22 protein-coding genes are annotated in these 23471 nt (G+C 69.2%); 19 read left to right on the forward strand and 3 right to left on the reverse strand.

Features of this window, described 5'->3' with window-relative positions:
- Positions 1 to 8: 8 nt before the first annotated feature.
- Genes ACYVJS_RS11075 through ACYVJS_RS11095 form a run of 5 tightly spaced genes read left to right on the forward strand, consistent with a single transcriptional unit; the run spans position 9 to position 6330 of the window.
- Positions 9 to 1421, forward strand: coding sequence for a UDP-N-acetylmuramoyl-tripeptide--D-alanyl-D-alanine ligase (locus ACYVJS_RS11075; protein WP_460740002.1), 1413 nt, complete (start codon positions 9 to 11; stop codon positions 1419 to 1421).
- Entirely contained in the window at positions 1418 to 2527 is a 1110-nt protein-coding gene (gene mraY, locus ACYVJS_RS11080) for a phospho-N-acetylmuramoyl-pentapeptide-transferase (RefSeq protein ID WP_460740003.1), read from the forward strand. The genes ACYVJS_RS11075 and mraY overlap by 4 nt, the downstream gene beginning before the upstream one ends.
- Positions 2509 to 4068 carry a UDP-N-acetylmuramoyl-L-alanine--D-glutamate ligase gene (murD, locus tag ACYVJS_RS11085; RefSeq protein ID WP_460740004.1) on the forward strand — a complete coding sequence of 520 codons (1560 nt, stop codon included), beginning with the start codon at positions 2509 to 2511 and terminating at the stop codon, positions 4066 to 4068. Before mraY ends, murD begins: the two co-directional genes overlap by 19 nt.
- The gene (ftsW, locus tag ACYVJS_RS11090) at positions 4019 to 5263 is read left to right on the forward strand and encodes a putative lipid II flippase FtsW (RefSeq protein WP_460740005.1); all 1245 of its coding nucleotides are present in this window, start codon (positions 4019 to 4021) and stop codon (positions 5261 to 5263) included. The genes murD and ftsW overlap by 50 nt, the downstream gene beginning before the upstream one ends.
- A complete protein-coding gene (locus ACYVJS_RS11095) occupies positions 5260 to 6330 on the forward strand; it encodes a UDP-N-acetylglucosamine--N-acetylmuramyl-(pentapeptide) pyrophosphoryl-undecaprenol N-acetylglucosamine transferase (protein ID WP_460740006.1) in 1071 nt (356 codons plus the stop codon). The genes ftsW and ACYVJS_RS11095 overlap by 4 nt, the downstream gene beginning before the upstream one ends.
- A 6-nt stretch (positions 6331 to 6336) precedes the next feature.
- Here ACYVJS_RS11095 and ACYVJS_RS11100 read toward each other — a convergent pair whose 3' ends face one another.
- The gene (locus tag ACYVJS_RS11100) at positions 6337 to 6702 is read right to left on the reverse strand and encodes a GntR family transcriptional regulator (RefSeq protein ID WP_460740007.1); all 366 of its coding nucleotides are present in this window, start codon (positions 6700 to 6702) and stop codon (positions 6337 to 6339) included.
- A gap of 104 nt (positions 6703 to 6806) precedes the next feature.
- Between ACYVJS_RS11100 and murC the strand changes: the two genes are divergently transcribed.
- The 9 genes from murC to ACYVJS_RS11145 all read left to right on the forward strand — a co-directional run bounded on the left by murC (position 6807) and on the right by ACYVJS_RS11145 (position 14426).
- On the forward strand, positions 6807 to 8213 hold the full coding sequence (gene murC / locus ACYVJS_RS11105; RefSeq protein WP_460740008.1) for a UDP-N-acetylmuramate--L-alanine ligase: 1407 nt from the start codon (positions 6807 to 6809) through the stop codon (positions 8211 to 8213).
- Between the two features lie 2 nt (positions 8214 to 8215).
- Positions 8216 to 9220: a cell division protein FtsQ/DivIB gene (locus tag ACYVJS_RS11110; protein ID WP_460740009.1), complete on the forward strand. Its 1005-nt coding sequence runs from the start codon at positions 8216 to 8218 to the stop codon at positions 9218 to 9220.
- 183 nt (positions 9221 to 9403) lie between these two features.
- Positions 9404 to 10573, forward strand: coding sequence for a cell division protein FtsZ (gene ftsZ, locus ACYVJS_RS11115; RefSeq protein WP_460740010.1), 1170 nt, complete (start codon positions 9404 to 9406; stop codon positions 10571 to 10573).
- A gap of 65 nt (positions 10574 to 10638) precedes the next feature.
- The gene (locus tag ACYVJS_RS11120; protein ID WP_460740012.1) at positions 10639 to 11328 is read left to right on the forward strand and encodes a YggS family pyridoxal phosphate-dependent enzyme; all 690 of its coding nucleotides are present in this window, start codon (positions 10639 to 10641) and stop codon (positions 11326 to 11328) included.
- Between the two features lie 31 nt (positions 11329 to 11359).
- Complete coding sequence (locus tag ACYVJS_RS11125) at positions 11360 to 11830, forward strand: cell division protein SepF (protein WP_137416736.1); 471 nt, start codon at positions 11360 to 11362, stop codon at positions 11828 to 11830.
- Between the two features lie 6 nt (positions 11831 to 11836).
- Positions 11837 to 12136, forward strand: a complete 300-nt coding sequence (locus ACYVJS_RS11130) for a YggT family protein (protein WP_243228083.1) — start codon at positions 11837 to 11839, stop codon at positions 12134 to 12136.
- A gap of 93 nt (positions 12137 to 12229) precedes the next feature.
- Positions 12230 to 12835 (forward strand): DivIVA domain-containing protein, encoded by a 606-nt coding sequence (locus ACYVJS_RS11135; RefSeq protein ID WP_460740013.1) that lies wholly within the window; start codon positions 12230 to 12232, stop codon positions 12833 to 12835.
- A gap of 8 nt (positions 12836 to 12843) precedes the next feature.
- Positions 12844 to 13506, forward strand: a complete 663-nt coding sequence (gene lspA / locus ACYVJS_RS11140) for a signal peptidase II (protein ID WP_460740014.1) — start codon at positions 12844 to 12846, stop codon at positions 13504 to 13506.
- Entirely contained in the window at positions 13506 to 14426 is a 921-nt protein-coding gene (locus ACYVJS_RS11145) for an RluA family pseudouridine synthase (RefSeq protein WP_460740015.1), read from the forward strand. Before lspA ends, ACYVJS_RS11145 begins: the two co-directional genes overlap by 1 nt.
- 380 nt (positions 14427 to 14806) lie before the next feature.
- On the opposite strand, the gene ACYVJS_RS11150 is transcribed toward ACYVJS_RS11145, so the two are convergent.
- Together ACYVJS_RS11150 and ACYVJS_RS11155 are read right to left on the reverse strand one after the other, a co-directional pair.
- On the reverse strand, positions 14807 to 15412 hold the full coding sequence (locus ACYVJS_RS11150; RefSeq protein ID WP_460740016.1) for a cyclodeaminase/cyclohydrolase family protein: 606 nt from the start codon (positions 15410 to 15412) through the stop codon (positions 14807 to 14809).
- Positions 15412 to 15882 carry an NUDIX hydrolase gene (locus ACYVJS_RS11155; RefSeq protein ID WP_460740017.1) on the reverse strand — a complete coding sequence of 157 codons (471 nt, stop codon included), beginning with the start codon at positions 15880 to 15882 and terminating at the stop codon, positions 15412 to 15414. Before ACYVJS_RS11155 ends, ACYVJS_RS11150 begins: the two co-directional genes overlap by 1 nt.
- A 110-nt stretch (positions 15883 to 15992) precedes the next feature.
- Here ACYVJS_RS11155 and dnaE point away from each other — a divergent pair, with 110 nt between their 5' ends.
- The 5 genes from dnaE to ACYVJS_RS11180 all read left to right on the forward strand — a co-directional run bounded on the left by dnaE (position 15993) and on the right by ACYVJS_RS11180 (position 23464).
- Positions 15993 to 19463: a DNA polymerase III subunit alpha gene (dnaE, locus tag ACYVJS_RS11160; protein WP_460740806.1), complete on the forward strand. Its 3471-nt coding sequence runs from the start codon at positions 15993 to 15995 to the stop codon at positions 19461 to 19463.
- A gap of 86 nt (positions 19464 to 19549) precedes the next feature.
- Positions 19550 to 20542 carry a hypothetical protein gene (locus ACYVJS_RS11165; RefSeq protein ID WP_460740018.1) on the forward strand — a complete coding sequence of 331 codons (993 nt, stop codon included), beginning with the start codon at positions 19550 to 19552 and terminating at the stop codon, positions 20540 to 20542.
- 42 nt (positions 20543 to 20584) lie between these two features.
- Positions 20585 to 21886 (forward strand): histidinol dehydrogenase, encoded by a 1302-nt coding sequence (gene hisD / locus ACYVJS_RS11170; RefSeq protein WP_460740019.1) that lies wholly within the window; start codon positions 20585 to 20587, stop codon positions 21884 to 21886.
- Between the two features lie 12 nt (positions 21887 to 21898).
- Positions 21899 to 22384: a transcriptional regulator NrdR gene (gene nrdR / locus ACYVJS_RS11175; RefSeq protein ID WP_460740020.1), complete on the forward strand. Its 486-nt coding sequence runs from the start codon at positions 21899 to 21901 to the stop codon at positions 22382 to 22384.
- Positions 22385 to 22426: 42 nt separating this feature from the next.
- A complete protein-coding gene (locus ACYVJS_RS11180) occupies positions 22427 to 23464 on the forward strand; it encodes a quinone-dependent dihydroorotate dehydrogenase (RefSeq protein WP_460740021.1) in 1038 nt (345 codons plus the stop codon).
- Positions 23465 to 23471: the final 7 nt, after the last annotated feature.

Consider the following 23471-nt stretch of genomic DNA (forward strand, 5'->3'; position numbering starts at 1 on the left):
TCCAGGACATGATCGCACTCACACTCTCCCGCATCGCCGAGATCCTCGGCGGAACCCTGCTCCCCGCCGGCTCTGACGACGCCGACACCGTCGTCTCCGGCGACGTCGACACCGACTCGCGCCAGATGCGACCCGGCGGTATCTTCGTCGCCAAGCCCGGCGAGACCACCGACGGGCATCTGTTCGTCGACGCCGCGGTCGCTCTCGGCGCCGTCCTCGCGATCGTCGAGCGCCCGGTCGACGCCGCGGTGTCCCAGATCGTCGTGCCCGACACCGTCGCCGCCCTCGCCGATCTCGCCCGCGCCGTCGTCGCCGAGGTACGCGCCGGCGGCCGCTTGCGGATCGTGGGGATCACCGGCTCCAACGGCAAGACGACCACCAAGAACCTGCTCGCCCGCATCCTCGAGCCGGAGGGCGAGACCGTAGCTCCCCGTGCCTCGTTCAACAACGAGGTCGGCGCGCCGCTCACGATGCTGCGCGTCACCCACGACACGCGCTTCCTGGTGAGCGAATTCGGTGCGAGCGCCCCCGGCGCGATCGCACACCTGGCGGGGCTCGTCGAACCCGACATGGGCGTCGTGCTGATGGTCGGCATGGCTCACGCCGGCGGCTTCGGCGGCATCGAGGCGACCTTCCACGCCAAGAGCGAGCTCGTGCGTGCGCTGCGCCCGGGCGGACTCGCCGTGCTCAACGTCGACGACACGCGCGTGCGGGCCATGGCCCCCATCGCAGCCGAACGGTCCGTCGACGTGCGCTGGTTCGGTCTCGGCGAGGATGCCGCCGTGCGCGGCAGCGATGTCGAAGTCACCGCATCCGGCACGCGTTTCGTCCTCACGGTCGATGGTGAGAGCCGCCCGGTGGCGCTGCGCGTCCTGGGCGCCCACCACGTGATGAACGCCCTCGCCGCGGCAGCGGCCGCGACCGCCCTCGGCGTGGCGATCGACGACATCGTGACCCGTCTGGAGTCCGTGGAGCTCGCCGAGCGCTGGCGTATGCAAACGCTGGGCTCCGAGCGCGTGCGCATCATCAACGACGCCTACAACGCGAGCCCCGACTCGATGGTCGCGGCGCTGCGGACACTGGCGCAGATCACCGCCCCGGACGAGCGGATGGTCGCCGTCCTCGGCGCGATGAGCGAGCTCGGCGAGTACGCGGGGGAGGAGCACGACCGCATCGGCGAGCTCGCCGTCCGTCTGCGCATCCCGCGCATCGTGATCATCGGACATGCCGCGCGGCGCATGTACCTCGCGGCGGTCGCCGAGGGTTCGTGGAGCGACGAGGCCGTGTTCTTCGACGACGCGGATGCGGCGTACACCTACCTCATGGGGGAGCTGCGCGACGGCGACCGCGTGCTCGTGAAGTCGTCCAACTCCGCCGGGCTCCGCTTCCTCGGCGACCGTCTGGGAGAATCGTTCTCGTGAGATCACTCCTGACAGCCGCCGCGATCTCGCTCGCCTTCACCCTGTTCCTGACGCCCGTCTTCCTGCGGCTGTTCCGGGCGTGGGGGTGGGGTCAGGTGATCCGCACCCCGGAGAACGAGCACAACCCGAGTCACGGCGCGAAGCGCGGCACGGTCACGATGGGCGGCACGATCTTCATCGTGGGAAGCCTCGTCGGCTACTTCATCGGCACCTACGCGGGCGGCAACCCGCCCACGATCTCCGGCCTGCTCGTCATCTGGATGATGGTCGGCTTCGGCGTCGTCGGGTTCATCGACGACTTCATGAAGGTGCGTCGCCAGAACAGTCTCGGACTCTCAGGCTGGCGCAAGATCATCGGCCAGATCCTCGTCGTGGTTCCGTTCGGCATCGTCGGATTGAGCCTGCCGAACGCCGACGGACAGACGCCGGCGAGCCCCTTCGTGTCGCTCTTCCGCGACATTCCGGTGCTCTCTTTCATGGCGCTGGGCGCCGTCGTCGGATGGGCGCTCTACCTGGCGTGGATCGCGTTCCTCGGCGTCGCCGCCTCGAACTCGGTCAACGTGGCCGACGGCCTCGACGGGCTCGCCGCCGGCTCCGGGATCTTCGTTACGAGCGCCCTTGCCCTGATCTCCTTCTGGCAGTTCAAGCAGCCGTGCGACCTCGACGCGATCGGCCGCGGGCTGCAAGACGCCTGCTACCAGACGCGCGATCCGTTCGACCTCGCGATCATCGCCGCATCCTTCATCGGTGCACTCGTGGGCTTTCTCTGGTGGAACGCTCCCAAGGCGCGGGTGTTCATGGGTGACGTGGGCTCGATGTCGATCGGCGGTGTGATCGTCGCTCTCGCGATCCTCACCCGCACCGAGATCCTGCTCGCCGTCATCGCCGGCGTCTACGTCATCGCATCGGGCTCCGTCATCCTGCAGCGCTTCTACTTCAAGCTCACGCGCGGCAAGCGACTGTTCCTCATGAGCCCACTGCACCACCATCTCGAGATGCGCGGCTGGCCCGAGATCACGATCGTGGTGCGAATGTGGATCATCGCCGGCCTTCTCGCGCTGACCGGCGTCGGTCTCTTCTACGTGGAATGGCTTGTGCGATCGTGACCGATGCTCGTCTGGACGCCCTGAACAGCTGGCACGCCGACTGGAAGGGGCTGCGGGTCGTCGTGCTCGGCCTGTCGATGACCGGATTCTCCGTCGCCGACACCCTGGCCGAACTCGGTGCCGATGTGCTCGTGGTCAGCGAGAGCGCCGATGAGGAGTACGCCCGGCTGCTGCCGGTTATCGGTGCACAGCTGTGGACCGGGCCGCTGGACACAGTCCCCGAGGCGCTGGTCGCACATCGCCCCGACCTCGTCGTCGCCTCGCCCGGCTTCGCCCCGCATCACCCGGTGGTCTCCTGGACGCGCGCCGAGGGTGTCCCGCTCTGGGGCGACCTCGAGCTGGCATGGCGCGTGCGCGACAAGGTGCCACGGCCGGACGGGTCCCCGCACGAGTGGATCCTCGTCACGGGCACCAACGGCAAGACGACGACCACGCGACTGACCGCCACGATGCTGCAGACCGCGGGCTACCGTGTCGCCCCCGTCGGCAACATCGGGGTCCCGGTGCTGGATGCGGTGCGCGATCCCGCCGGATTCGATGTGCTCGTGGTGGAGGTGTCCAGCCACCAGCTCTGGTATCTCTCGCTGCAGACAGGGCCCGAACCCGTGTCTCCCTGGGCCAGCGTGTGCCTCAACCTCGCCGACGACCACCTGCAGTGGCACGGATCCTTCGCCGCGTACCGCGATGCGAAGGCCGTCGTCTACTCCCACACGCGGATGGCCTGCGTCTACAACAAGGCCGACGACGCCACCCGCCGGATGGTCGAGGGCGCGGACGTCGTGGACGGCGCGCGCGCCATCGGCTTCGACCTCGGGATGCCGGGTCCGAGTGACCTCGGCGTCGTGGAGGGCATCCTCGTCGACCGGGCCTTCCTCGACGACCGCCGCAACAGCGCCCTGGAGCTGACGACGCTCGAGGAGCTCGCCCGCCAGCAGCTCGCGGCTCCGCATATGGTCGCGAACGTGCTCGCAGCCGCGGCGCTGGCCCGGTCGGTGGGCGCGGAGCCTGCTGCCATCCGCGAAGCGCTCGCCCGGTTCCGCCTCGACCCGCATCGCATCGAGATCGTCGCCACAGCGGCGGGGGTGACCTGGGTGGACGACTCCAAGGCCACGAATCCGCATGCCGCCGCATCCTCGCTCGCCGCCTACCCCGGTGCCATCTGGATCGTCGGCGGTCAGCTGAAGGGCGTGGATGTCTCCGACCTCGTGGCGACGCGCGGCGTCCGGGCGAAGGCGGCCGTCGTCATCGGCGCCGATCGCATCGAGGTGCTGGCGGCGTTCGCGCGACACGCGCCCGCGGTTCCCGTCTTCGAGGTCGTTGAGACCGAGACTGAAGACGTCATGGCGCAGGTCGTCGAGCTGGCGATGAAGATCGCGCACGACGGGGACGTGGTTCTGCTCGCCCCCGCCGCCGCATCCTTCGATCAGTTCACGTCCTACGCGGACCGCGGGACACGCTTCGCGGACGCCGTGCGCACGAGGATCGAAAGGGATGCGGGTGGTCGACACGACGAGGACCAGGCCCCTCCCGCAGGAGCCTGAGCCCGCGAAGCGGGGACTGGCCGCGCGCGTCTCTCTCGGACGCGTCTTCGCTCCTGTGCCCAGCGAGTTCCTGCTCATCGCGTCGACGGCGCTGATCCTCACCGGCTTCGGGCTCGTGATGGTGCTCTCCGCGACGTCGGCGACGAGTGAGGACGCCGGCGGCGGTCCCTACGACGCCGTCATCAAGCAGGGCGTGTTCGCGGTCATCGGCATCCCGCTCATGTTCCTCGCCTCCCGGATGCCCCTGCGGTTCTGGAAGCGCATGGCCTGGCCCGCCCTGATCGGGGCGACGGTCTTCCAGCTGCTCGTGTTCACGCCGCTGGGCATCACGAACGACGGCAACCAGAACTGGATCCGCATCGCAGGCCTCCAAGCGCAGCCGTCGGAGTTCCTGAAGGTCACCCTCGCGATCTGGCTGGGATACATCCTCTATCGCAAGCGAACGCTGCTCGCCGACTGGCGCCACGTCTTCATCCCCGCTGTTCCGGTGGGCATCGCCGTCATCGGAACGGTCATGGCCGGGCACGACCTCGGCACCGCGATCATCCTCGTGCTCATCATGCTCGCGGGTCTGTTCTTCTCCGGCGTGAAGCTTCGGGTCTTCCTCCTGCCGCTCCTGCTCTTTGCGGGCGGCGTCGCGTACTTCGCGATCTCGAGCCCCGACCGCATGCGCCGGTACATGAGCTTCCTCTCCAACGACTGCCTCGCCGACTACTACGGCGACTGCTACCAGCCGCTGCACGGCATCTGGGGCCTCGCCGGCGGCGGCGTGTTCGGCGTGGGCCTGGGCAACTCGAAGGAGAAGTACAGTTGGCTGCCCGCTGCGGCCAACGACTACATCTTCGCGATCGTCGGAGAGGAGCTCGGGCTGATCGGCTGCATCGTCGTGCTCACCCTCTTCGCGATCTTCGCGGTCGGAGCGTTCCACATCGTGCGCAAGACCGACGATCCGTTCGTGCGGATCGCCGCCGGTGCGATCACCGTCTGGATCATCGGCCAGGCGTTGCTCAACATCGGCGTCGTGCTGCGGCTGCTGCCCGTCTTCGGCGTCCCCTTACCGTTCCTGTCGCAGGGCGGGACCTCGCTCATGTCGGTGCTCATAGCCTGCGGTGTGCTGCTCTCGTTCGCGCGCACCATCCCGCACAAGGCGCGCTCAGCGGCATCGCCGTCGCCGCGTGGCAGAATCACCCGGTGACGACGTATCTTCTCGCCGGCGGTGGCACTGCCGGTCATGTGAACCCCCTGCTCGCGGTCGCCGACGGGCTGCGCGAGCGAGAGCCGGACGCGCAGATCCTTGTGCTGGGTACCCGCGAAGGGCTGGAGTCGCGGCTGGTTCCCGCCCGCGGCTACGAGCTGCTCATCGTCGACAAAGTGCCCTTCCCGCGTCGCCCGAACGGTGCGGCGCTGCGCTTTCCCGCCCGATGGCGGCGTGCTGTGGCGCAGGTGCGCGGCTACATCCGCGAGCGCCGGGTCGACGTCGTGGTGGGATTCGGCGGGTATGCCGCGGCTCCCGCGTACGTCGCCGCCCGCCGTGCCGGGGTCCCCGTCGTCGTGCACGAGGCGAACGCGAAGCCCGGGCTGGCGAACGTCCTCGGCGCTCGTCGCGCCGCCGCCGTCGGAGTGGCCTTCGAGGGGACGCCGCTGCGCCGCTCCGAGGTGGTCGGGATGCCGTTGCGCCGAGAGATCGTGTCACTCGACCCTGCGGCTCTGCGGCCACAAGCCGCAGCGTCCTTCGGCCTCGACCCGGCTCGCCCCACGCTCCTCGTCTTCGGCGGGTCGCTGGGTGCGCAGAGACTCAACGACGCGTTCGCAGCCGCCTACGAAGACGTCCTCGCCGCCGGCTGGCAGCTGCTGCACATCACCGGAGAGCGGTCCGAGCTCGCCGACCCGGCCGTGCGCGGCTACGTCGTGCGTCGGTACATCGACCGGATGGACTACGCCTTCGCGGTCGCCGATGCGATCGTCTCCCGCTCGGGAGCGGCGACGGTCAGCGAGATCAGCGCGCTCGGCATTCCCGCCGTCTATGTTCCGTATGCGGTGGGCAACGGCGAGCAGAGCCTGAATGCCGCATCCGCCGTCGCCGCGGGAGCGGCGTTCGTCATCCCGGACGCCGAACTGGACGCCGACCGGGTGCGCTCCGAGGTCCTGCCGCTGATCGCGGACCGCTCTCGCATCGCACGGATGCGGGAGGCATCCGTCGTCGTCGGCACACGCCGCGGAACGGAGAACGTCATCGCGCTCATCGACCGCGCGCGGGGCTGAGCCGGCTCAGCGCATCGCGCTCAGCGCATCGGTCACGAGTCGGACCGCTTCGTCATCGGCGATTCCGAGCGAACGGACAGTCGCGGTGTACGCCACCGCGGCTCGCTGGGCCTGGCTGCGCAGCGGGTCCTCCGCGAACGACACGAACGTCCCCGCGCGACCTCGGGTCTCGATCACGCCGTCCGCTTCGAGCTCTTTGTACGCGCGAGCGACCGTGCCGGGTGCGACCCCCAGGTCGTCCGCGAGGGCCCGCACGGTGGGCAGCTTCACGCCCGGCGCGAGGGAGCCGGCGGAGATCGCGGAGACGACCTGCGCACGCAACTGTGCATAGGGCGGTTCAGGCAGAGTCGCATCCACGTTCAGCGAGAGCATGCTCTCCTTCGTAGCGCCGGCGACCAGCGCCGTCAATGCGGAGCGGGACCGTCCGCGCGCGCCGGAGCCGTGCTCGGACGGGGCGAACGTAGACTTTGACGGTCATGATCAGACCCGACCTGAGCCTTCCCCTGCCCGCCGACATCACGGCGGCCCATTTCATCGGCATCGGCGGATCCGGGATGTCCGGACTCGCGAAGATGTTCCTCGAGCGCGGCATCCGCGTGTCCGGTTCGGACCGCTCCGACTCCCGGGCCCTGCGTGAACTCGCCGCTGCGGGCGCCGACGTTCATGTCGGCCACGACGCCGCACACCTGGGGGATGCGGACACCGTGGTGCACACCGGAGCCATCTGGCCCGAGAACCCCGAGTTCGTGACGGCCAAGGAGCGCGGGCTGAGCGTCATCCACCGCTCGCAGGCGCTGCACTGGCTCATCGGGTCACGCCCGCTCGTCGCCGTCGCCGGAGCGCACGGCAAGACGACCTCCACCGGGATGATCGTCACCGCGCTGCAGGCCCTCGGCGCCGACCCGAACTACGTCAACGGCGGTGTCATCGCGCAGTTGGGCACCTCCAGCGGCACGGGCGCCGACGAGCTCTTCGTCATCGAGGCGGATGAGTCCGACGGCACGTTCCTGCTGTACGACACCTCCGTCGCACTCATCACGAACGTCGATCCCGACCACCTCGATCACTGGGGGAGTCGCGAGGCCTTCTTCGACGGTTTCGTCCGCTTCGCCGACGACGCCTCCGAAGCTGTCGTGATCTCGGCGGACGACCCCGGCGCCCGCGACGTGCGTGCCCGCATCCGGCACGAGAGAGTGCTGACCTTCGGCGCGAACGAGCACGCGGACGTGCGGGTCACGGACATCGACGCCGCCGCGACGGTGTCGTTCACCGTGAGTGCCGAGGGGCAGTCGGAGCGCGTGTCGCTCTCCGTCCCCGGGGAGCACAACGCCATCAACGCGGCCGGTGCGATCGCCGTTCTTCTCGCGCTGGGCCATGCCTTCGCCGATGCGGTGCGCGCCGTCGCGGGGTTCTCGGGCACCGTCCGCCGGTTCGAGCTGCACGGCGTCGAGCGCGGTGTGAGCGTGTACGACGACTACGCGCATCATCCGACCGAGGTGCAGGCCGCGCTGAGCGCCGCGCGCACCGTCGTGGGCTCCGGCCGGCTGATCGCCGTCCACCAGCCGCACACGTATTCGCGCACGCAGCTGATGTCCGGCGAGTTCGCACGCGTGCTCGAGGAGCTCGCCGACCACACGGTCGTGCTGGACGTGTACGGCGCGAGGGAGGATCCGATCCCCGGCGTGACGGGGGAGCTCGTCAGTGACGCATTCGTCGATGCCGCCCGCGTCCACTACGTCGCCGACTGGCAGGAGGCGGCCGACTACACCGCCGACATCGCTCGTGAGGGCGACTTCGTCATCACACTGGGCTGCGGCAATGTGTACCAGATCATCCCGCAGGTGCTCAGCGCGCTCTCTGCCTCGCCGACGCCCGAGGACTGAGGATGCGTCGACCCTCGCCGTTGCCGCCGCAGGGCGGGAGACCCGCCGAGACGCCGCTGCGCGCGCGCCCGGTGGAGCCGCGGCGCGAGAAAGCGCCACAGCCGGTCGCGGACGAGGATTTTCAGGAGACGGCGCCCATCGCGCCGCTGTTCCTGCCCGGAGGGGGACCCGCGACGCCGAAGGCCGACTCGGCACAGGACGCCGAGCGTACGGATGCAGAACGCGCCGACACCGCCACGGCGCCCGTCGGCTGGCGCGATGTGTGGCGCGCCGCCCGCTCTCGGCGCAAGGCGCTGCGCGCCGAGGTCAGGCGCTTCACGGTCCGCCAGCGTCGCCGGCGCATCCTCTGGCTGAGCGTGGCCGCATCCCTCGTGCTCGTCACGATCGCGACGGTCGGCGCGGCGTACAGTCCGCTGTTCGCCGTGCAGAAGATCAGCATCGTGGGCACCTCCCAGCTGTCCGCCGCCGACGTCGAGGCTGCCCTCGACGGCCAGCGCGGAACCCCGCTCGCCGCGATCGACGCGTCCTCGATCAAGGCGGCGCTGGTGGCTTTCCCGCTCGTGGAGAGCTACACGCTCGAAGCGCGTCCGCCGCACGAGCTGGTCGTGCGGATCGTGGAGCGCACGCCCATCGGCGTGGTCTCCGGTGCCGCCGGTTACACCCTCGTGGATGCGGCCGGCGTCGCGCTGTCGACCTCGCCGACTCCGCCGGCGGGCTACCCGCTCGTCGACGCCGCGGGCGGTGAGGACGGGGTCGCGTTCGCCGCGATCGGCAAGACGATGCGTGCGCTGCCCGCCGACCTGCGAGCTCAGGTCACGCAGGTCGAGGCGAAGACCGCCGACGATGTGACGCTGACCCTCGGCGGGACGAACACGCGCGTGGTGTGGGGGAGCGCGGACGAATCCGCGCTCAAGGCGCTCGTGCTGCAGAAGCTCACGGCGACCCGTCCGCCGGACGGCGTCGCCGTCTACGACGTCTCCTCGCCCGAGGTCCCCGTCATCCGCTGACGCCTCCGGCGACGATTCCCGCGGGACTTGGGCGACACGCCCGCGCGCCTGCGCGCAGCACGGCGTGCGGCGCATACCTTCAATTCAGGAATTGCATACCGAGCAATACTTTAACCCTTTACGTGAGGTTTAAGGTTCAACGCTTCGGTAGGGACGTCGGTTCAACGAGACGAAAGGGCTGGGATGAGCCAGAACCAGAACTACCTCGCGGTCATCAAGGTCGTCGGGGTGGGTGGCGGTGGAGTCAACGCCGTCAATCGGATGATCGAGCTGGGTCTGCGCGGAGTGGAGTTCATCGCGGTGAACACCGACGCCCAGGCGCTGCTGATGAGCGACGCGGACGTCAAGCTCGACGTCGGCCGCGAACTCACGCGCGGTCTCGGAGCGGGAGCAGATCCCGAGGTCGGTCGACGCGCCGCCGAGGATCACGCCGAGGAGATCGAGGAGGCGCTGGCCGGTGCCGACATGGTCTTCGTGACCGCCGGTGAAGGTGGCGGAACCGGCACGGGCGGCGCACCCGTGGTCGCACGCATCGCGAAGTCGATCGGCGCGCTGACCATCGGTGTCGTCACCAAGCCGTTCTCCTTCGAGGGTCGCCGTCGCCAGAGCCAGGCCGAGGCCGGTGTGGCGAAGCTGAAGGAAGAGGTCGACACCCTGATCGTCGTCCCCAACGACCGCCTCCTGGAGATCAGCGACCGCGGCATCTCGATGATCGAGGCCTTCGCCACGGCGGATCAGGTGCTGCTCGCCGGTGTGCAGGGCATCACGGACCTCATCACGACCCCGGGCCTGATCAACCTCGACTTCGCCGACGTGAAGTCCGTCATGCAGGGAGCGGGCTCCGCTCTCATGGGCATCGGCTCCTCCCGTGGCGCGGACCGCGCCATCAAGGCGGCCGAACTGGCCGTCGAGTCGCCGTTGCTGGAAGCCTCGATCGAGGGTGCGCACGGTGTTCTGCTGTCCATCCAGGGCGGGTCCAACCTCGGCATCTTCGAGATCAACGATGCGGCGCAGCTCGTCAAGGAGGCTGCGCACCCCGAGGCGAACATCATCTTCGGCACGGTCATCGACGACACGCTCGGCGACGAGGTGCGCGTGACGGTCATCGCCGCGGGATTCGACGGCGGCGAGCCCAGCCCGCGGCTCGAGCCCGTGACAGCGACGCGCCCCGCGGTCAACCCGCTCACGACGCCGGCCGCCCCGGCCGTCGCCGCGGAGCAAGCAGCGTCCACCCCGGTGCCCGCCGCTGAGGAGCCGCCGGCAGTGCCGGTGACCGCGGGCGTCTCGGAGTCGTCGTCGTACGACTCCGCCTTCGGCGACGACGACCTCGACATCCCCGACTTCCTGAAGTAAGCCACGCGCAACGGGCGGGTCGCGGACATCCGCGACCCGCCCGTGCCGATTCTCCTGGAGGACGAGTGGGCGACACTCTCGCATCCCGTCTGGCGTCGATCGACGCACGCATCGCGGAGGCGGCCACGGCCGCGGGCCGAGACGCGAACGACATCACCCGGATCGTCGTGACCAAGTTCCATCCCGCGTCCCTCGTGCGTGAGCTGCACGCCCTCGGCGTGCGCGAGGTGGGCGAGAACCGTCAGCAGGAACTGACGACCAAGCGCGAAGAGACCTCCGACCTCCCGGATCTCGTCTGGCATTTCATCGGTCAGGCCCAGACGAACAAGGCGCGCGCCATCCGTGACGCCGCATCCGCGGTGCACACGGTGGATCGTGCGCGTCTCGCCGACGCGCTGCAGCGTGCAGCAGGCGAGGGCGACACGGCGCTCGATGTGCTCGTGCAGATCAACCTCACCGACGACCCCGGACGCGGAGGGGTCGCCCCGGACGGCATCGAGACGCTGGTCGAGCACGTCCTCGGTTGCGACACGCTGCGCCTGCGCGGCGTGATGGCGGTGGCTCCTCTGGATGAAGAGCCCGCAGCGGCCTTCGCCCGCGTGGCCGAGTATGCCGCGCGCGTGCGGCGGATCGAGCCCGCGGCGAGCTGGATCTCGGCGGGGATGACCGGCGATTTCGTCGAAGCAATCGCCGCAGGCGCGACACACCTGCGGATCGGGTCGGCAATCACGGGTCCGCGCCCGCTACACGGTTAGCCTCGAAGAGGACGAGCAAACGGAGGATGCGATGTCGAACCCGCTGAAGAAGACCATGGTCTACCTGGGCCTCGCTGACGAGGAAGAGGTCTACGAGGAGCAGCCGGCTCCGGTGCGCGAGCGCCGCAGCAAGCCCGAGCAGGTCGTCGAGAAAGCCGCGCCCGTGACCCCCATTCACCGCCCCGCGGTCGTCCGTCAACCCTCCGTCGGTGCGGTGACCGAGATCCTGACGGTGCACCCCAAGCAGTACCGCGATGCACAGATCATCGCCGAGAACTTCCGCGAGGGCGTGCCGGTCATCATCAACCTGTCGCAGATGAGCGACGCCGACGCGCGCCGCCTCATCGACTTCGCGAGCGGACTCTCGCTGGGTCTCTACGGTCGCATCGAGCGCGTGACGAGCAAGGTCTTCCTGCTCTCGCCGGAGAACGTCGCCGTTTCGGGCGACGGTGCCGTCGCGCAGGCCGACCCCGAAGCGACGCCGTTCGCTGCACAGCAGTAACGCGTCGTGGAGGTCGTCCGCCTCGTCGCCTCGATCGCGAACATCCTGCTTCTGATCTACCTGCTGGTGCTGTTCGCGCGTTTGGTGCTGGATTACATCCCCATCTTCAATCGCGAATGGCGCCCGCGTGGTGCGGGTCTCGTGGCCGCTGAGCTCGTCTACACGGTCACGGATCCGCCCATCAAGCTGTTCCGTCGTTTCATCCCCCCGCTGCGCGTCGGCCCGATCGCGATCGACTTCGCTTTCACGCTGACGATGCTGCTCTGTTTCATCCTGCTCTCGGTCACCGGTTCCCTCGCAAGGTGATTCACGGCCGACTATGCTTGGCTGAAGCGGCCCGTCCGCGGGCATCATCCCCCTGAAATCGGCACGCCGCCACGCCCCGAAAGAGGAATCATCATGGCATTGACTCCGGATGACGTCGTCACCAAGCAGTTCCAGCACGTCCGGTTCAAGGAGGGCTTCGACCCGGACGAGGTCGACGACTTCCTCGACGAGATCGTCGTCGAATGGCGCAAGACCATTGCGGAGAACGACGAGCTGAAGGCGAAGATCGCCGCTCTCGAGTCGGGCGCATCCTCGGCTCCCGCCGCCGCCGAGCCCGCCGCTCCGGAGCCGGTCGCCGAGACGCCCGCTCCGGCCCCGGTCCCCGCTGCGACTCCGGCTCCCGCTGAGGGCGCCGCCGCTACCGCAGGCATCATCGAGCTGGCGCAGCGCCTGCACGATGAGCACGTCGCCGAGGGCAAGGCTCAGCGAGACCAGCTCATCGCCGACGCTCAGGCCCAGGCCGCGACGATCGTCGCCGAGGCCGAGGCGAAGGGTCGCGACGAGATCGCTCGCCAGGAGAAGGAGCGCAAGGCGCTCGAGGCCCGCATCACCGAGCTCCGCCAGTTCGAGCGCGATTACCGCGCCGAGCTGCGCAGCTTCATCGAGGGCAAGCTCCGCGACCTCGAGACCTCGCCCAGCGGTTCGTCCAACACGCCGGTCTCGGCCATCGGTCTCTGAGTAAGGCCTTGTCGGACCGACGACCCCTGCGTCAGGCGGCGGCCGGCATCATCATCGCGTCTCTCGCGGTGCTGGTGCTGGCCGCCGACCAGTTTGCGAAGCTCCTTGCGATCGCCGAGCTGCCTCCAGAGCAGCCGGTCCCCATCATCGGGGACTTTCTGATCTTCTACCTCGTGAGGAATCCGGGTGCGGCGTTCTCTCTCGGCGAGGGCGTGACCTGGATCTTCACCATCGCGATGGCGGCGGTGGCCGTGGCCATCGTGGTCATCGCGCGCCGCATCCGTTCGCGGGTCTGGGCGGTCGTGCTGGGCCTGCTGCTGGGCGGCGTTCTGGGCAACCTGACCGACCGGCTGTTCCGGGAGCCGGGATTCGCGGTCGGCCACGTGATCGACTACATCTCCACGCCCTGGATGATGCCTGCGATCTACAACGTCGCGGACATCTTCATCGTGACGATGATGATCTCCGTCGCTCTGCTCGTGCTCGTCGGCCTTCGCTTCGACGGCACGCGCGAGCGTCGTTCGAGCGCCTCAGCGCCGACGGGCGATGCGGCTACGGCCGGCGACGCCGCTCCCGCGGGTACCGGCGAGTTGCGCGATCCGCTCTTCCCCACGGCCGACCCCGACGCGGGCGCTCCGCCGGCGGTGGGCGACGGTCGCCGCGAGAGCTGATGGAGTCGCGCAGCCTGCCCGTTCCCGACGGGCTCGACGGCGTCCGTGTCGACGCCGCGCTCGCCAAGATGCTCGGCTTCTCGCGTACGTTCGCCGCGGAGATCGCCGACGCGGACGGCGTGGAGCTCGATGGCCGGATCGTCGGGCGTTCGGACCGCCTGCGTGCCGGCGGCTGGCTTTCGGTGAGCTGGGAGCCCAAGCGCGAACCCGAGGTCGTTCCCGTGGAGGTGCCGGATCTCGGCATCGTCCATGACGACGACGACATCGTGGTGGTCGACAAGCCTTCCGGCGTGGCGGCGCATCCCTCGCTCGGTTGGGACGGCCCCACCGTGCTCGGCGCCCTCGCCGCCGGCGGCTATCGGATCGCGACCACCGGTGCCGCCGAGCGGCAGGGGGTCGTTCATCGGCTGGATGTGGGCACCAGCGGGTTGATGGTCGTCGCGAAGACCGAGAGCGCCTACACCGCGCTCAAGCGCGCGTTCAAGGAGCGCGAGGTCGAGAAGATCTATCACACTGTCGTGCAGGGGCATCCCGACCCCCTCGCGGGCACGATCGATGCGCCGATCGGACGGCATCCCTCGCATTCGTGGAAGTTCGCGGTGCGTCCAGAGGGCAAGGATTCGGTGACGCATTACGAAACGCTGGAGGCGTTCCCCGGCGCATCGCTGCTGGAGGTGCACCTCGAGACGGGCCGCACCCACCAGATCCGTGTGCACATGGCCGCGCACCGCCATCCGTGCGTCGGCGACCCGCTGTACGGCGCGGATCCGACGATGTCGGCGCGCCTCGGCCTCACTCGCCAGTGGCTCCACGCGCGAGAGCTTTCGTTCACGCATCCGCTGACCGGCGAATGGGTCACCTTCACGTCCGAGTACGCGCCGGATCTGGCCGCCGCCCTCGCGATCCTCCGCCGCGACTGACCCCGCGTCGCATCCTGCGCACCGTCTCCCTCGAGCGCCGCTCGCATCCCCGTTCTCCCGCGAGACTGCATCCCCTTCACGAGATCACGGCAATTGCCCGTGATCTCGTCGTGGATATGCAGTCTCGCGGTGGAGACGGGGTATCCCGCACGTCGACGATGAGGACACCTGGAGCGTCTGGCGCATCCGCCTGCGTCGGGACGAAGGCGATGCTCGAGCACGCGGGGTTCACGCAGGCGGCCGAGGTGAGCACCCGCGACCCACGCCGAACCGCGAAACTGCATCTCGTTCACGAGATCACGGTCATTACCCGTGATCTCGTGCGGGAAATGCAGTCTCGCGGGGAGGAGGGCGGGAGGAGAGGAGGAGAGGAGGGGAAGTCAGGGTTCGCCGAGGCGGTCCGCCAGCGCGCGGGTCTCGGCGCGGGTCGCAAGAAGCGCGTCGACCAGCCCACGGTACGCGGCCTCGAGTGCGGCGGGGTCGCCGTGAGCGGCGGCCAGCGTGAGCCCGCCTCGGAGGTTCGTCACGGCCGCGCCCAGGCCCGCGGCCGTGATATCGGCAGCGACCGCCAGATCCGACATGAGGTGGGGGTTTCCGACATCCGCCACCTCCCGCAGCTCCCGCGCCAGGGCGAGCGACAGGTCGCCGAGAGCGGCGGATGCGGCGCAGGCATCCGTCGCGGCGGCGAACACCGTCGGAGAGCGGTCCGGAGAATCGGTCAGCGCAAGCGCGGCGCCCAGCCTCTCCGAGGCCTCGGCGTCGGTCCCGGCCGCCGCGATGAGCCGATCGCCCAGCAGATCGAGGGCGAGCGCGCGTTCCCGGGCGCGGGGTTCGTCGGGTGTGTATGCGCACACCATCGTCCCCAGTGCCGCGCCGACCGCCGCCACGACCCCGCCCGCGGCGCCGCCGCCCGGATTGCCGGTCGGGCGGCGCAGGCCCTCGAGGAAGGCGCCGATCGTGCGGCCGGTCAACGCGCCCGTCGCCATCAACGGCCGCCGGCGAAGCGCGTCGGACCGTCCTCGAGCGCCGCGGCGACGCGCGCGCGCATCTCGTCATCCAGTCCTGAGAGGTCGTCGAGCGGGTACCAGCCCACCTCGCTCATCTCGCCGTCGGCGGGGTACGGGTCACCGTCGAGCCATGTGCATCGGAAGGTGAGGTCGAGGTAGTCCGTCTGGTCGCCGTTCGCGTACACGACGCGAGGAATCTGGTGCACCCAGGCGAGACGATCGACCCGGATGCGGACGCCCGCCTCCTCTTCAGCCTCCCGGCGCGCGGCGTCGGCGGGCTCCTCGTGCGGATCGACGATCCCCGTGATCGGCGTGAGCGCGCCGTTGTCGCTGCGCCGTCCCAGCAGGATGCGTCCCTCGTGCACGATCACCGCCGTGACCCCGGTGAGGGTGAGCGGGTGGGTGCCGACCATGCGGCGCAGTTCGAGGATGAACTCGGGGGTTGCCATGCCGCCAGGCTAGTCGACGGGGCCGATCGGGCGTCCGATGTCGGAGGTCCGCGTACCCTGGACAGGTGGCAGACTCCTTCGTTCACCTCCATGTGCACAGCGAGTACTCGATGCTCGACGGCGCCGCCAAGATCGGCGCGATGACGCAGGCGGCGTCCGAGTACGGGATGCCGGCGATCGCCGTCACCGACCACGGGAACACGTTCGCGGCGTTCGAGTTCTACCGCGCCGCGCAGGGCGCCGGAGTGAAGCCGATCATCGGTCTCGAGGCCTATGTGACCCCGGGAACGCACCGCAGCGACAAGTCGCGCGTGGCCTGGGGCTCGCCCGATCAGAAGAGCGACGACGTGTCGGGCTCGGGTGCGTACACCCACATGACGATGTGGAGCCAGACCACCGAGGGCATGCACAACCTCTTCCGGCTGAGCTCGCTGTCGAGCATGGAGGGCTACTACTTCAAGCCGCGCATGGACCGCGAACTCCTGCAGACCTACGGCAAGGGGCTCATCGCGACGACGGGCTGCCCGTCGGGCGAGGTGCAGACCCGACTGCGTCTGGGGCAGTACGACGCGGCGCGGGCAGCGGCCGCGGAGTTCCAGGACATCTTCGGCAAGGAGAACTACTTCGCGGAGATCATGGACCACGGGCTCTCGATCGAGCGGCGGGTCATGAGCGACCTCATCCGTTTGGCGAAGGATCTCGACATCCCGCTCGTCGCGACGAACGACTCCCACTACACGCACCAGCACGAGGCGGATGCGCACGAGGCGCTGCTGTGCGTGCAGTCGGGCTCCACGCTGGACGACCCCAACCGCTTCAAGTTCGACGGTGACGGCTACTACATCAAGACCGCGCAGGAGATGCGTCAGCTCTTCCGCGACCACCCGGAGGCGTGCGACAACACGCTGCTGATCGCGGAGCGCTGCGAGGTGGAGTTCAACACCTCGGCCAATTACATGCCGCGATTCCCCGTGCCCGACGGCGAGACCGAGGACAGCTGGCTGGTCAAAGAGGTCGAGAAGGGGCTGCACTACCGCTACCCGCAGGGGATCCCCGACAAGGTGCGCAAGCAGGCCGAGTACGAGACCGGCATCATCCTGCAGATGGGGTTCCCCGGCTACTTCCTGGTGGTCGCCGACTTCATCAACTGGGCCAAGGACAACGGCATCCGCGTCGGCCCCGGCCGCGGCTCCGGTGCGGGATCCATGGTCGCGTACGCGATGAAGATCACCGATCTCGACCCCCTCGAGCACGGCCTCATCTTCGAGCGCTTCCTGAACCCCGACCGCGTGTCCATGCCCGACTTCGACGTCGACTTCGACGACCGTCGCCGCGGCGAGGTGATCGACTACGTCACCGAGAAGTACGGCTCGGAGCGCGTCGCCCAGATCGTGACGTACGGCACGATCAAGTCCAAGCAGGCGCTGAAGGATGCGGGCCGCGTGCTCGGCTTCCCGTTCTCCATGGGAGAGAAGCTCACCAAGGCCATGCCGCCCGCCGTCATGGGCAAGGACATGGAGCTCGGCGGCATGTTCAACAAGGAGCACCCGCGGTACAAGGAAGCCAGCGAGTTCCGTGCGCTCATCGACAGCGACCCCGAGGCCAAGACCGTCTTCGACCGCGCGCTGGGGCTCGAGGGACTGAAGCGTCAGTGGGGCGTGCACGCGGCCGGCGTCATCATGTCGTCGGAGCCGCTGCTGGACATCATCCCGATCATGCGTCGTGAGCAGGACGGCCAGATCGTCACGCAGTTCGACTACCCGTCGTGCGAGACGCTCGGGCTGATCAAGATGGACTTCCTGGGGCTGCGAAATCTCACGATCATCTCCGATGCGCTCGACAACATTCGCAGCAACCGCGGCGAGGAGCTCGACCTCGAGCATCTCGAACTGGACGATCGTCCCGCCTACGACCTGCTGACCCGCGGCGACACACTCGGAGTGTTCCAGCTCGACGGCGGCCCCATGCGCTCGCTCCTTCGGCTCATGAAGCCCGACAACTTCGAAGACATCTCGGCCGTCATCGCGCTGTACCGCCCGGGCCCCATGGGGGCGAACTCCCACACGAACTACGCGCTGCGCAAGAACGGGCTGCAGCCGATCACCCCGATCCACCCCGAGCTCGAGGAACCCCTGCGAGACATCCTCGACACGACCTACGGCCTGATCATCTATCAGGAGCAGGTCATGGCGATCGCGCAGAAGGTGGCAGGGTTCTCGCTCGGTCAAGCAGACATCCTGCGCCGCGCGATGGGAAAGAAGAAGAAGTCGGAGCTCGACAAGCAGTACGAGGGCTTCTCGGGCGGGATGAAGGAACGCGGGTTCGGCGACGCGGCGATCAAGGCGCTGTGGGACATCCTGCTGCCCTTCTCCGACTACGCCTTCAACAAGGCGCACTCGGCGGCTTACGGGCTTGTGTCGTACTGGACCGCCTACCTGAAGGCGCACTACCCCGCCGAGTACATGGCAGCGCTGCTGACCAGCGTCGGCGACTCCAAAGACAAGATGGCGATCTATCTGAACGAGTGCCGTCGCATGGGGATCCGGGTACTGCCGCCGGATGTGGGGGAGTCGATCAACTTCTTCGCGGCCGTCGGCGACGACATCCGCTTCGGCCTCGGAGCCGTGCGTAACGTCGGATCGAACGTCGTGGACGGCATCGTCAGCTCCCGCGAGGAGGAGGGCTTCGCCTCCTTCCACGACTTCCTCGCGAAGGTTCCGATGCACGTCGCGAACAAGCGCACCGTCGAGTCGCTCATCAAGGCCGGCGCGTTCGACTCCATGGGCCACACGCGGCGCGCCCTGCTGGAGATCCACGAGGATGCGACCGAACAGGCCGTCCTCGACAAGCGCCGCGAGGCCAACGGCGAGGTCGGGTTCGACTTCGACAGCCTGTGGGGCGACGACGAGCCGCAGCAGGTCTCGAAGGTCCCGGACCGGCCGGAGTGGACGAAGAAGGACAAGCTGGCCTTCGAGCGGGAGATGCTGGGGCTCTACGTGTCCGACCACCCGCTCGCCGGTCTCGAGATCCCGCTCGCCAAGCACGCCTCGACCTCGATCCATGACCTGCTCTCCTCGGAGAGCGTGCAGGACGGCGATCAGGTCACGGTGGCGGGCCTGGTCACCAGCGTGCAGCATCGTGTGGCGAAGCAGAGCGGCAACCCGTACGGCATGATCACCGTCGAGGACTTCAACGGCGAGGTCACCGTGATGTTCATGGGTCGCACCTACACGGAGTTCCAGTCGGTGCTGCAGGCGGATTCGATCCTGGTCGTGCGCGGCCGCGTGTCGCGCCGCGACGACGGTCTGAACCTGCACGCACAGAGCTGCTTCAGCCCGGATCTGGGAGCTGTGGACGCCACGTCCGCTCTCGTCCTCGTGGTTCCGGAGCAGAAGGCGACCCAGTCCGTCGTGGAAGAGTTGGCCGCCGTGCTGCACCGCCACCCGGGCGAGACCGAGGTGACTCTGAAGCTGCACCGGGCGGGCACCGCCAAGGTGTTCGAGGTGCCGCATCCGGTCACGATCAGCGCGGACCTGTTCGGCGACCTCAAGGGTCTGCTCGGTCCGAGCTGCCTGGGATGACCGCCCTGTGGAAGCTATGACCGCTCATAGCCGCCGCCGTTAGGATCGACTCGCTCTTTCCCCCGCCCGCGCCGAGAGGATGCGACATGACCGATGAGAACCCCGTCGTGACCGGTGACGACGAGTTCGTCGACGCCGTGGAGGACGACCAGTTCGACGCGTTCGAAGATGACGACGAGCAGGCGGCGCCCCCGCAGTACGGCGTTTGGCCGTTCTCGATCCGTGAGGTCGTGCTCCTGGGGATCTGGGCCCTCGCGTTCATCGTCTCCTTCTTCTCCCTGAGCTACTACGCCCCCGTCTCGGTGTGGACGATGGGCATCGCATGGGTGCTGACGATCGGCGTGCCCACCGTGGCCGTGTTCCTGATCGTGCTGCGCCGGCTCTCGCCCCAGGGCATCCGGCGGGTGGGCTCGCTCGGCATCGACCAGTTCGCCTCCGTCGCTTTCGCCGTCTCAGCTGTGGTGTGGGTGCAGATGGTCTGGGAGTCTTTCGCGCTTCCTGGCCTCGGCAGCTGGGTTCACTGGGTCGAGCTGGTGCTCATGGCCGCCGGCGTCGTCTTCACGGCGGTGGCCCCCTTCATCCCGGGCCTCAAGGACGACTTCGAGTACCGCGCGGAAACCGTCTCCCACCGCGTCGCGCGGGGTGCCCGCCCCGTCACGCAGCGCCCGGCGCCCGTCGCCCATGCCGCTGCGCCCGCCGCGACGTACCCGGTGGCACACTCCGAGGCAGGGTGGACGCAGCCCGCACAGACCGCCGAGCCCGCTCACGATGAGGCCGCTGCGCTGTTCGCCACCACGGGCGACGTGTACGCCGATCCCCACGCGCAGACCGCCGCCTACGACCAGGGCTTCGCACCCGCGGCAGACCCCGCCACCGAGCAGATGCCCGTGTCGCAGGCGTTCTGGGCGCTCGTACCCGAGGAGCGCGAGGTGCTCGATGAGATGGGCGTGCCGATCTTCCGCGTGGACGCGACGGCGTGGGCCCTGGTCATCGAGGATCGCGGAGAGGTCTTCGTGGTGCGCCACGAAGACGGCCGCATCGGGTACCTGCACGACGTCTCCGGGGTTACGCGCGGCTGAGGAACGCACGGAACCGGATGCTCGAGACGGTAGCCTGAAGGGATGCTTCAGACGATCGACCTGCGCGGTCGCACGCTATCCGCGAGCGAGCTCTTGGCCGCGGTCCCGCGTGCGGAGATGGCACGCGAAGCGGCCCTCACAGCAGCGGCGCAGATCGTCCATGATGTCGCCGCGCGCGGCGAGCAGGCGCTCCGCGAGCAGGCGGAGCGTTTCGACGGCGTGACGGACCACGCGCTGCGCGTACCGGCGTCCCACCTCGACGAGGCTCTCGCAGCGCTCGCCCCCGAGGTGCGTGCGGCGCTCGACGAATCGATCATCCGCGTGCGGGCAGCCTCCGCGGCTCAGGTGCCGCCGCCCACGACGACCGAGCTCGCCCCCGGCGCGCGGGTCGTTCAGCGCTGGCAGCCGGTTCGTCGCGTCGGTGTGTACGTGCCCGGCGGCAAGGCGGTCTATCCCTCCAGCGTCGTCATGAACGTGGTGCCCGCGCAGGTCGCGGGCGTGTCGGTCGTCGCGCTCGCGTCACCGCCGCAGCGGGAGTTCGGCGGCCGCATCCACCCCGTGATCCTCGCGGCGGCACGGTTGCTGGGCGTCGACGAGGTCTACGCGATGGGCGGTGCCGGCGCCATCGGTGCCCTCGCCTACGGCGTGCCCTCCCTCGACCTCGACCCGGTCGACGTGGTCACCGGGCCCGGCAACAACTTCGTCGCTGCGGCCAAGCGCGCGGTGGCGGGACTCGTCGGCACGGATGCGGAGGCCGGCGCGACCGAGATCCTCATCGTCGCCGACGACTCGGCGCAGCCCCACCTCGTGGCCGCGGATCTCATCAGCCAGGCCGAGCACGACGAGCAGGCCTCGGCGGTGCTGGTCACCCCGTCCGCCGGACTCGCCGAGCGGGTGAGCGCCGAGCTGACCATCCGCCAGCCGCGCACGCGCCACGCGGAGCGGGTCGCCGCGGCGCTGTCCGGCCCGCAGTCGGCGATCGTGCTGGTCGACGACGTCGACCAGGCGATCGCGTTCAGCAACGCGTATGCGCCCGAGCACCTCGAGATCCATCTGTCCGAGCCCCGGGTCGACGATTTCGTCAACGCGGGCGCCGTCTTCGTCGGCGATCACGCACCCGTCAGTCTCGGCGACTATCTGGCCGGCAGCAACCACGTCCTGCCGACCGGCGGTCAGGCGCGGTACGCGTCGGGACTGTCCGCATCGACGTTCCTGCGCCCGCAGCAGGTCATCGAGTACGACCGTGCGGCTCTCGCCGACGTGCGGGACGCGATCGTCACGCTCGCCCGCGCCGAAGCCCTCCCCGCACACGGTGAGGCCGTCGAGGCCCGTTTCGAGGACTAATCTGGCCTGGTCATGCATTGCCCGTTCTGCCGCCATCCCGATTCCCGCGTCATCGACTCCCGCACCACCGATGACGGACTCAGCATCCGTCGTCGTCGTCAGTGCCCCGAGTGCGGCGGACGTTTCTCGACCGTCGAGACGGCGAGCCTGAACGTCATCAAACGCTCGGGCGTGATCGAACCCTTCAGCCGCGACAAGGTGGTCTCCGGAGTGCGCAAGGCATGCCAGGGGCGCCCGGTCACCGACGGCGATCTGGCGCTGCTGGCCCAGCGCGTCGAGGAGATCCTGCGGCGCACCGGCAGCTCGCAGATCGACACGAACGAGATCGGGCTGGCGATCCTCGATCCGTTGCGCGAACTCGACGAGGTCGCCTACCTCCGGTTCGCGAGCGTGTATCAGGCGTTCGAGTCGCTGGAGGACTTCGAGTCGTCGATCGCGCAGCTGCGCGCCGATCACGAGCTGCGCGCGGCCGCCGCGTCGGAGTCCACGACCGACTGACGGTGCACGAGGCCGCACGCGGCAGCGATAGCCTGGCTGTCGATGTATGACCTGCTCTTTCGCCGCGTCCTGTCCCGCATGGATCCCGAGACGGCGCATCACGCCGCCATGCTCGTCATCCGGGCGCTGGGGGTCCGCCCGCTCACGCCGCTCGCTCGCGCGCTGACGCGCCCCGCGCCGCAGACGAGGGTTCGCGCCCTCGGGCTCCAGTTCGACTCGCCCTTCGGCGTCGCCGCGGGATTCGACAAGAACGCGGTGGCCGCCGCCGGTCTGTACGCGCTCGGCTTCGGTCACGTCGAGGTGGGCACCGTGACGGCCGTGCCGCAGGAGGGAAACCCCCGCCCGCGTCTGTTCCGCCTGATCCCCGACCGTGCCGTCATCAATCGCATGGGCTTCAACAACGCCGGTGCGGATGCGGCGGCTGCACGTCTGCGGCGACTGCGCCGACGGCGCAAGCGGCCCGTCCTGGGCGTCAACATCGGCAAGAGTCGCATCGTCGATGTCGCCGACGCCGTGGACGATTACGTCCGCAGCGCGCGCCTGCTCGCACCCCTGGCGGACTACCTGGTCGTCAACGTGTCCTCGCCCAACACGCCGGGGCTCCGGGGGCTGCAGGAGATCGACACGCTCCGCCCGTTGCTCGAGGCGGTGCGCGCCGCATCCGGTGCGACGCCGCTCCTGGTCAAGTTCGCTCCCGACCTTTCCGACGACGGCATCCGCGCCGTGGCGCGCCTGGCGGTGGAGCTGGGGCTCGACGGGGTCATCGCCACCAACACCACGATCTCCCGCGAGGGGCTGCGCACCGCGCCCGAGATCGTCGAGGCGGCGGGAGCCGGCGGGCTATCGGGTGCTCCGCTGCGCGAGCGCGCGATCCAGGCGCTGCGGATCGTCCGCGAGGAGGTCCCCTCGGACTTCTGCGTCATCGCGGCCGGCGGCATCGAGACGGCGCAGGACGTTCAGGACCGGTTGGATGCCGGTGCGACGCTGACGCAGGGCTACACCGGATTCCTGTACCGGGGGCCGCTCTGGGCGCGGCAGATCAACAGGGGCCTCGCCGCCGCACCCTCACGCGTGCGCTGACGAGAAA

The sequence above is a fragment of the Microbacterium neimengense genome (genome assembly GCF_054782995.1).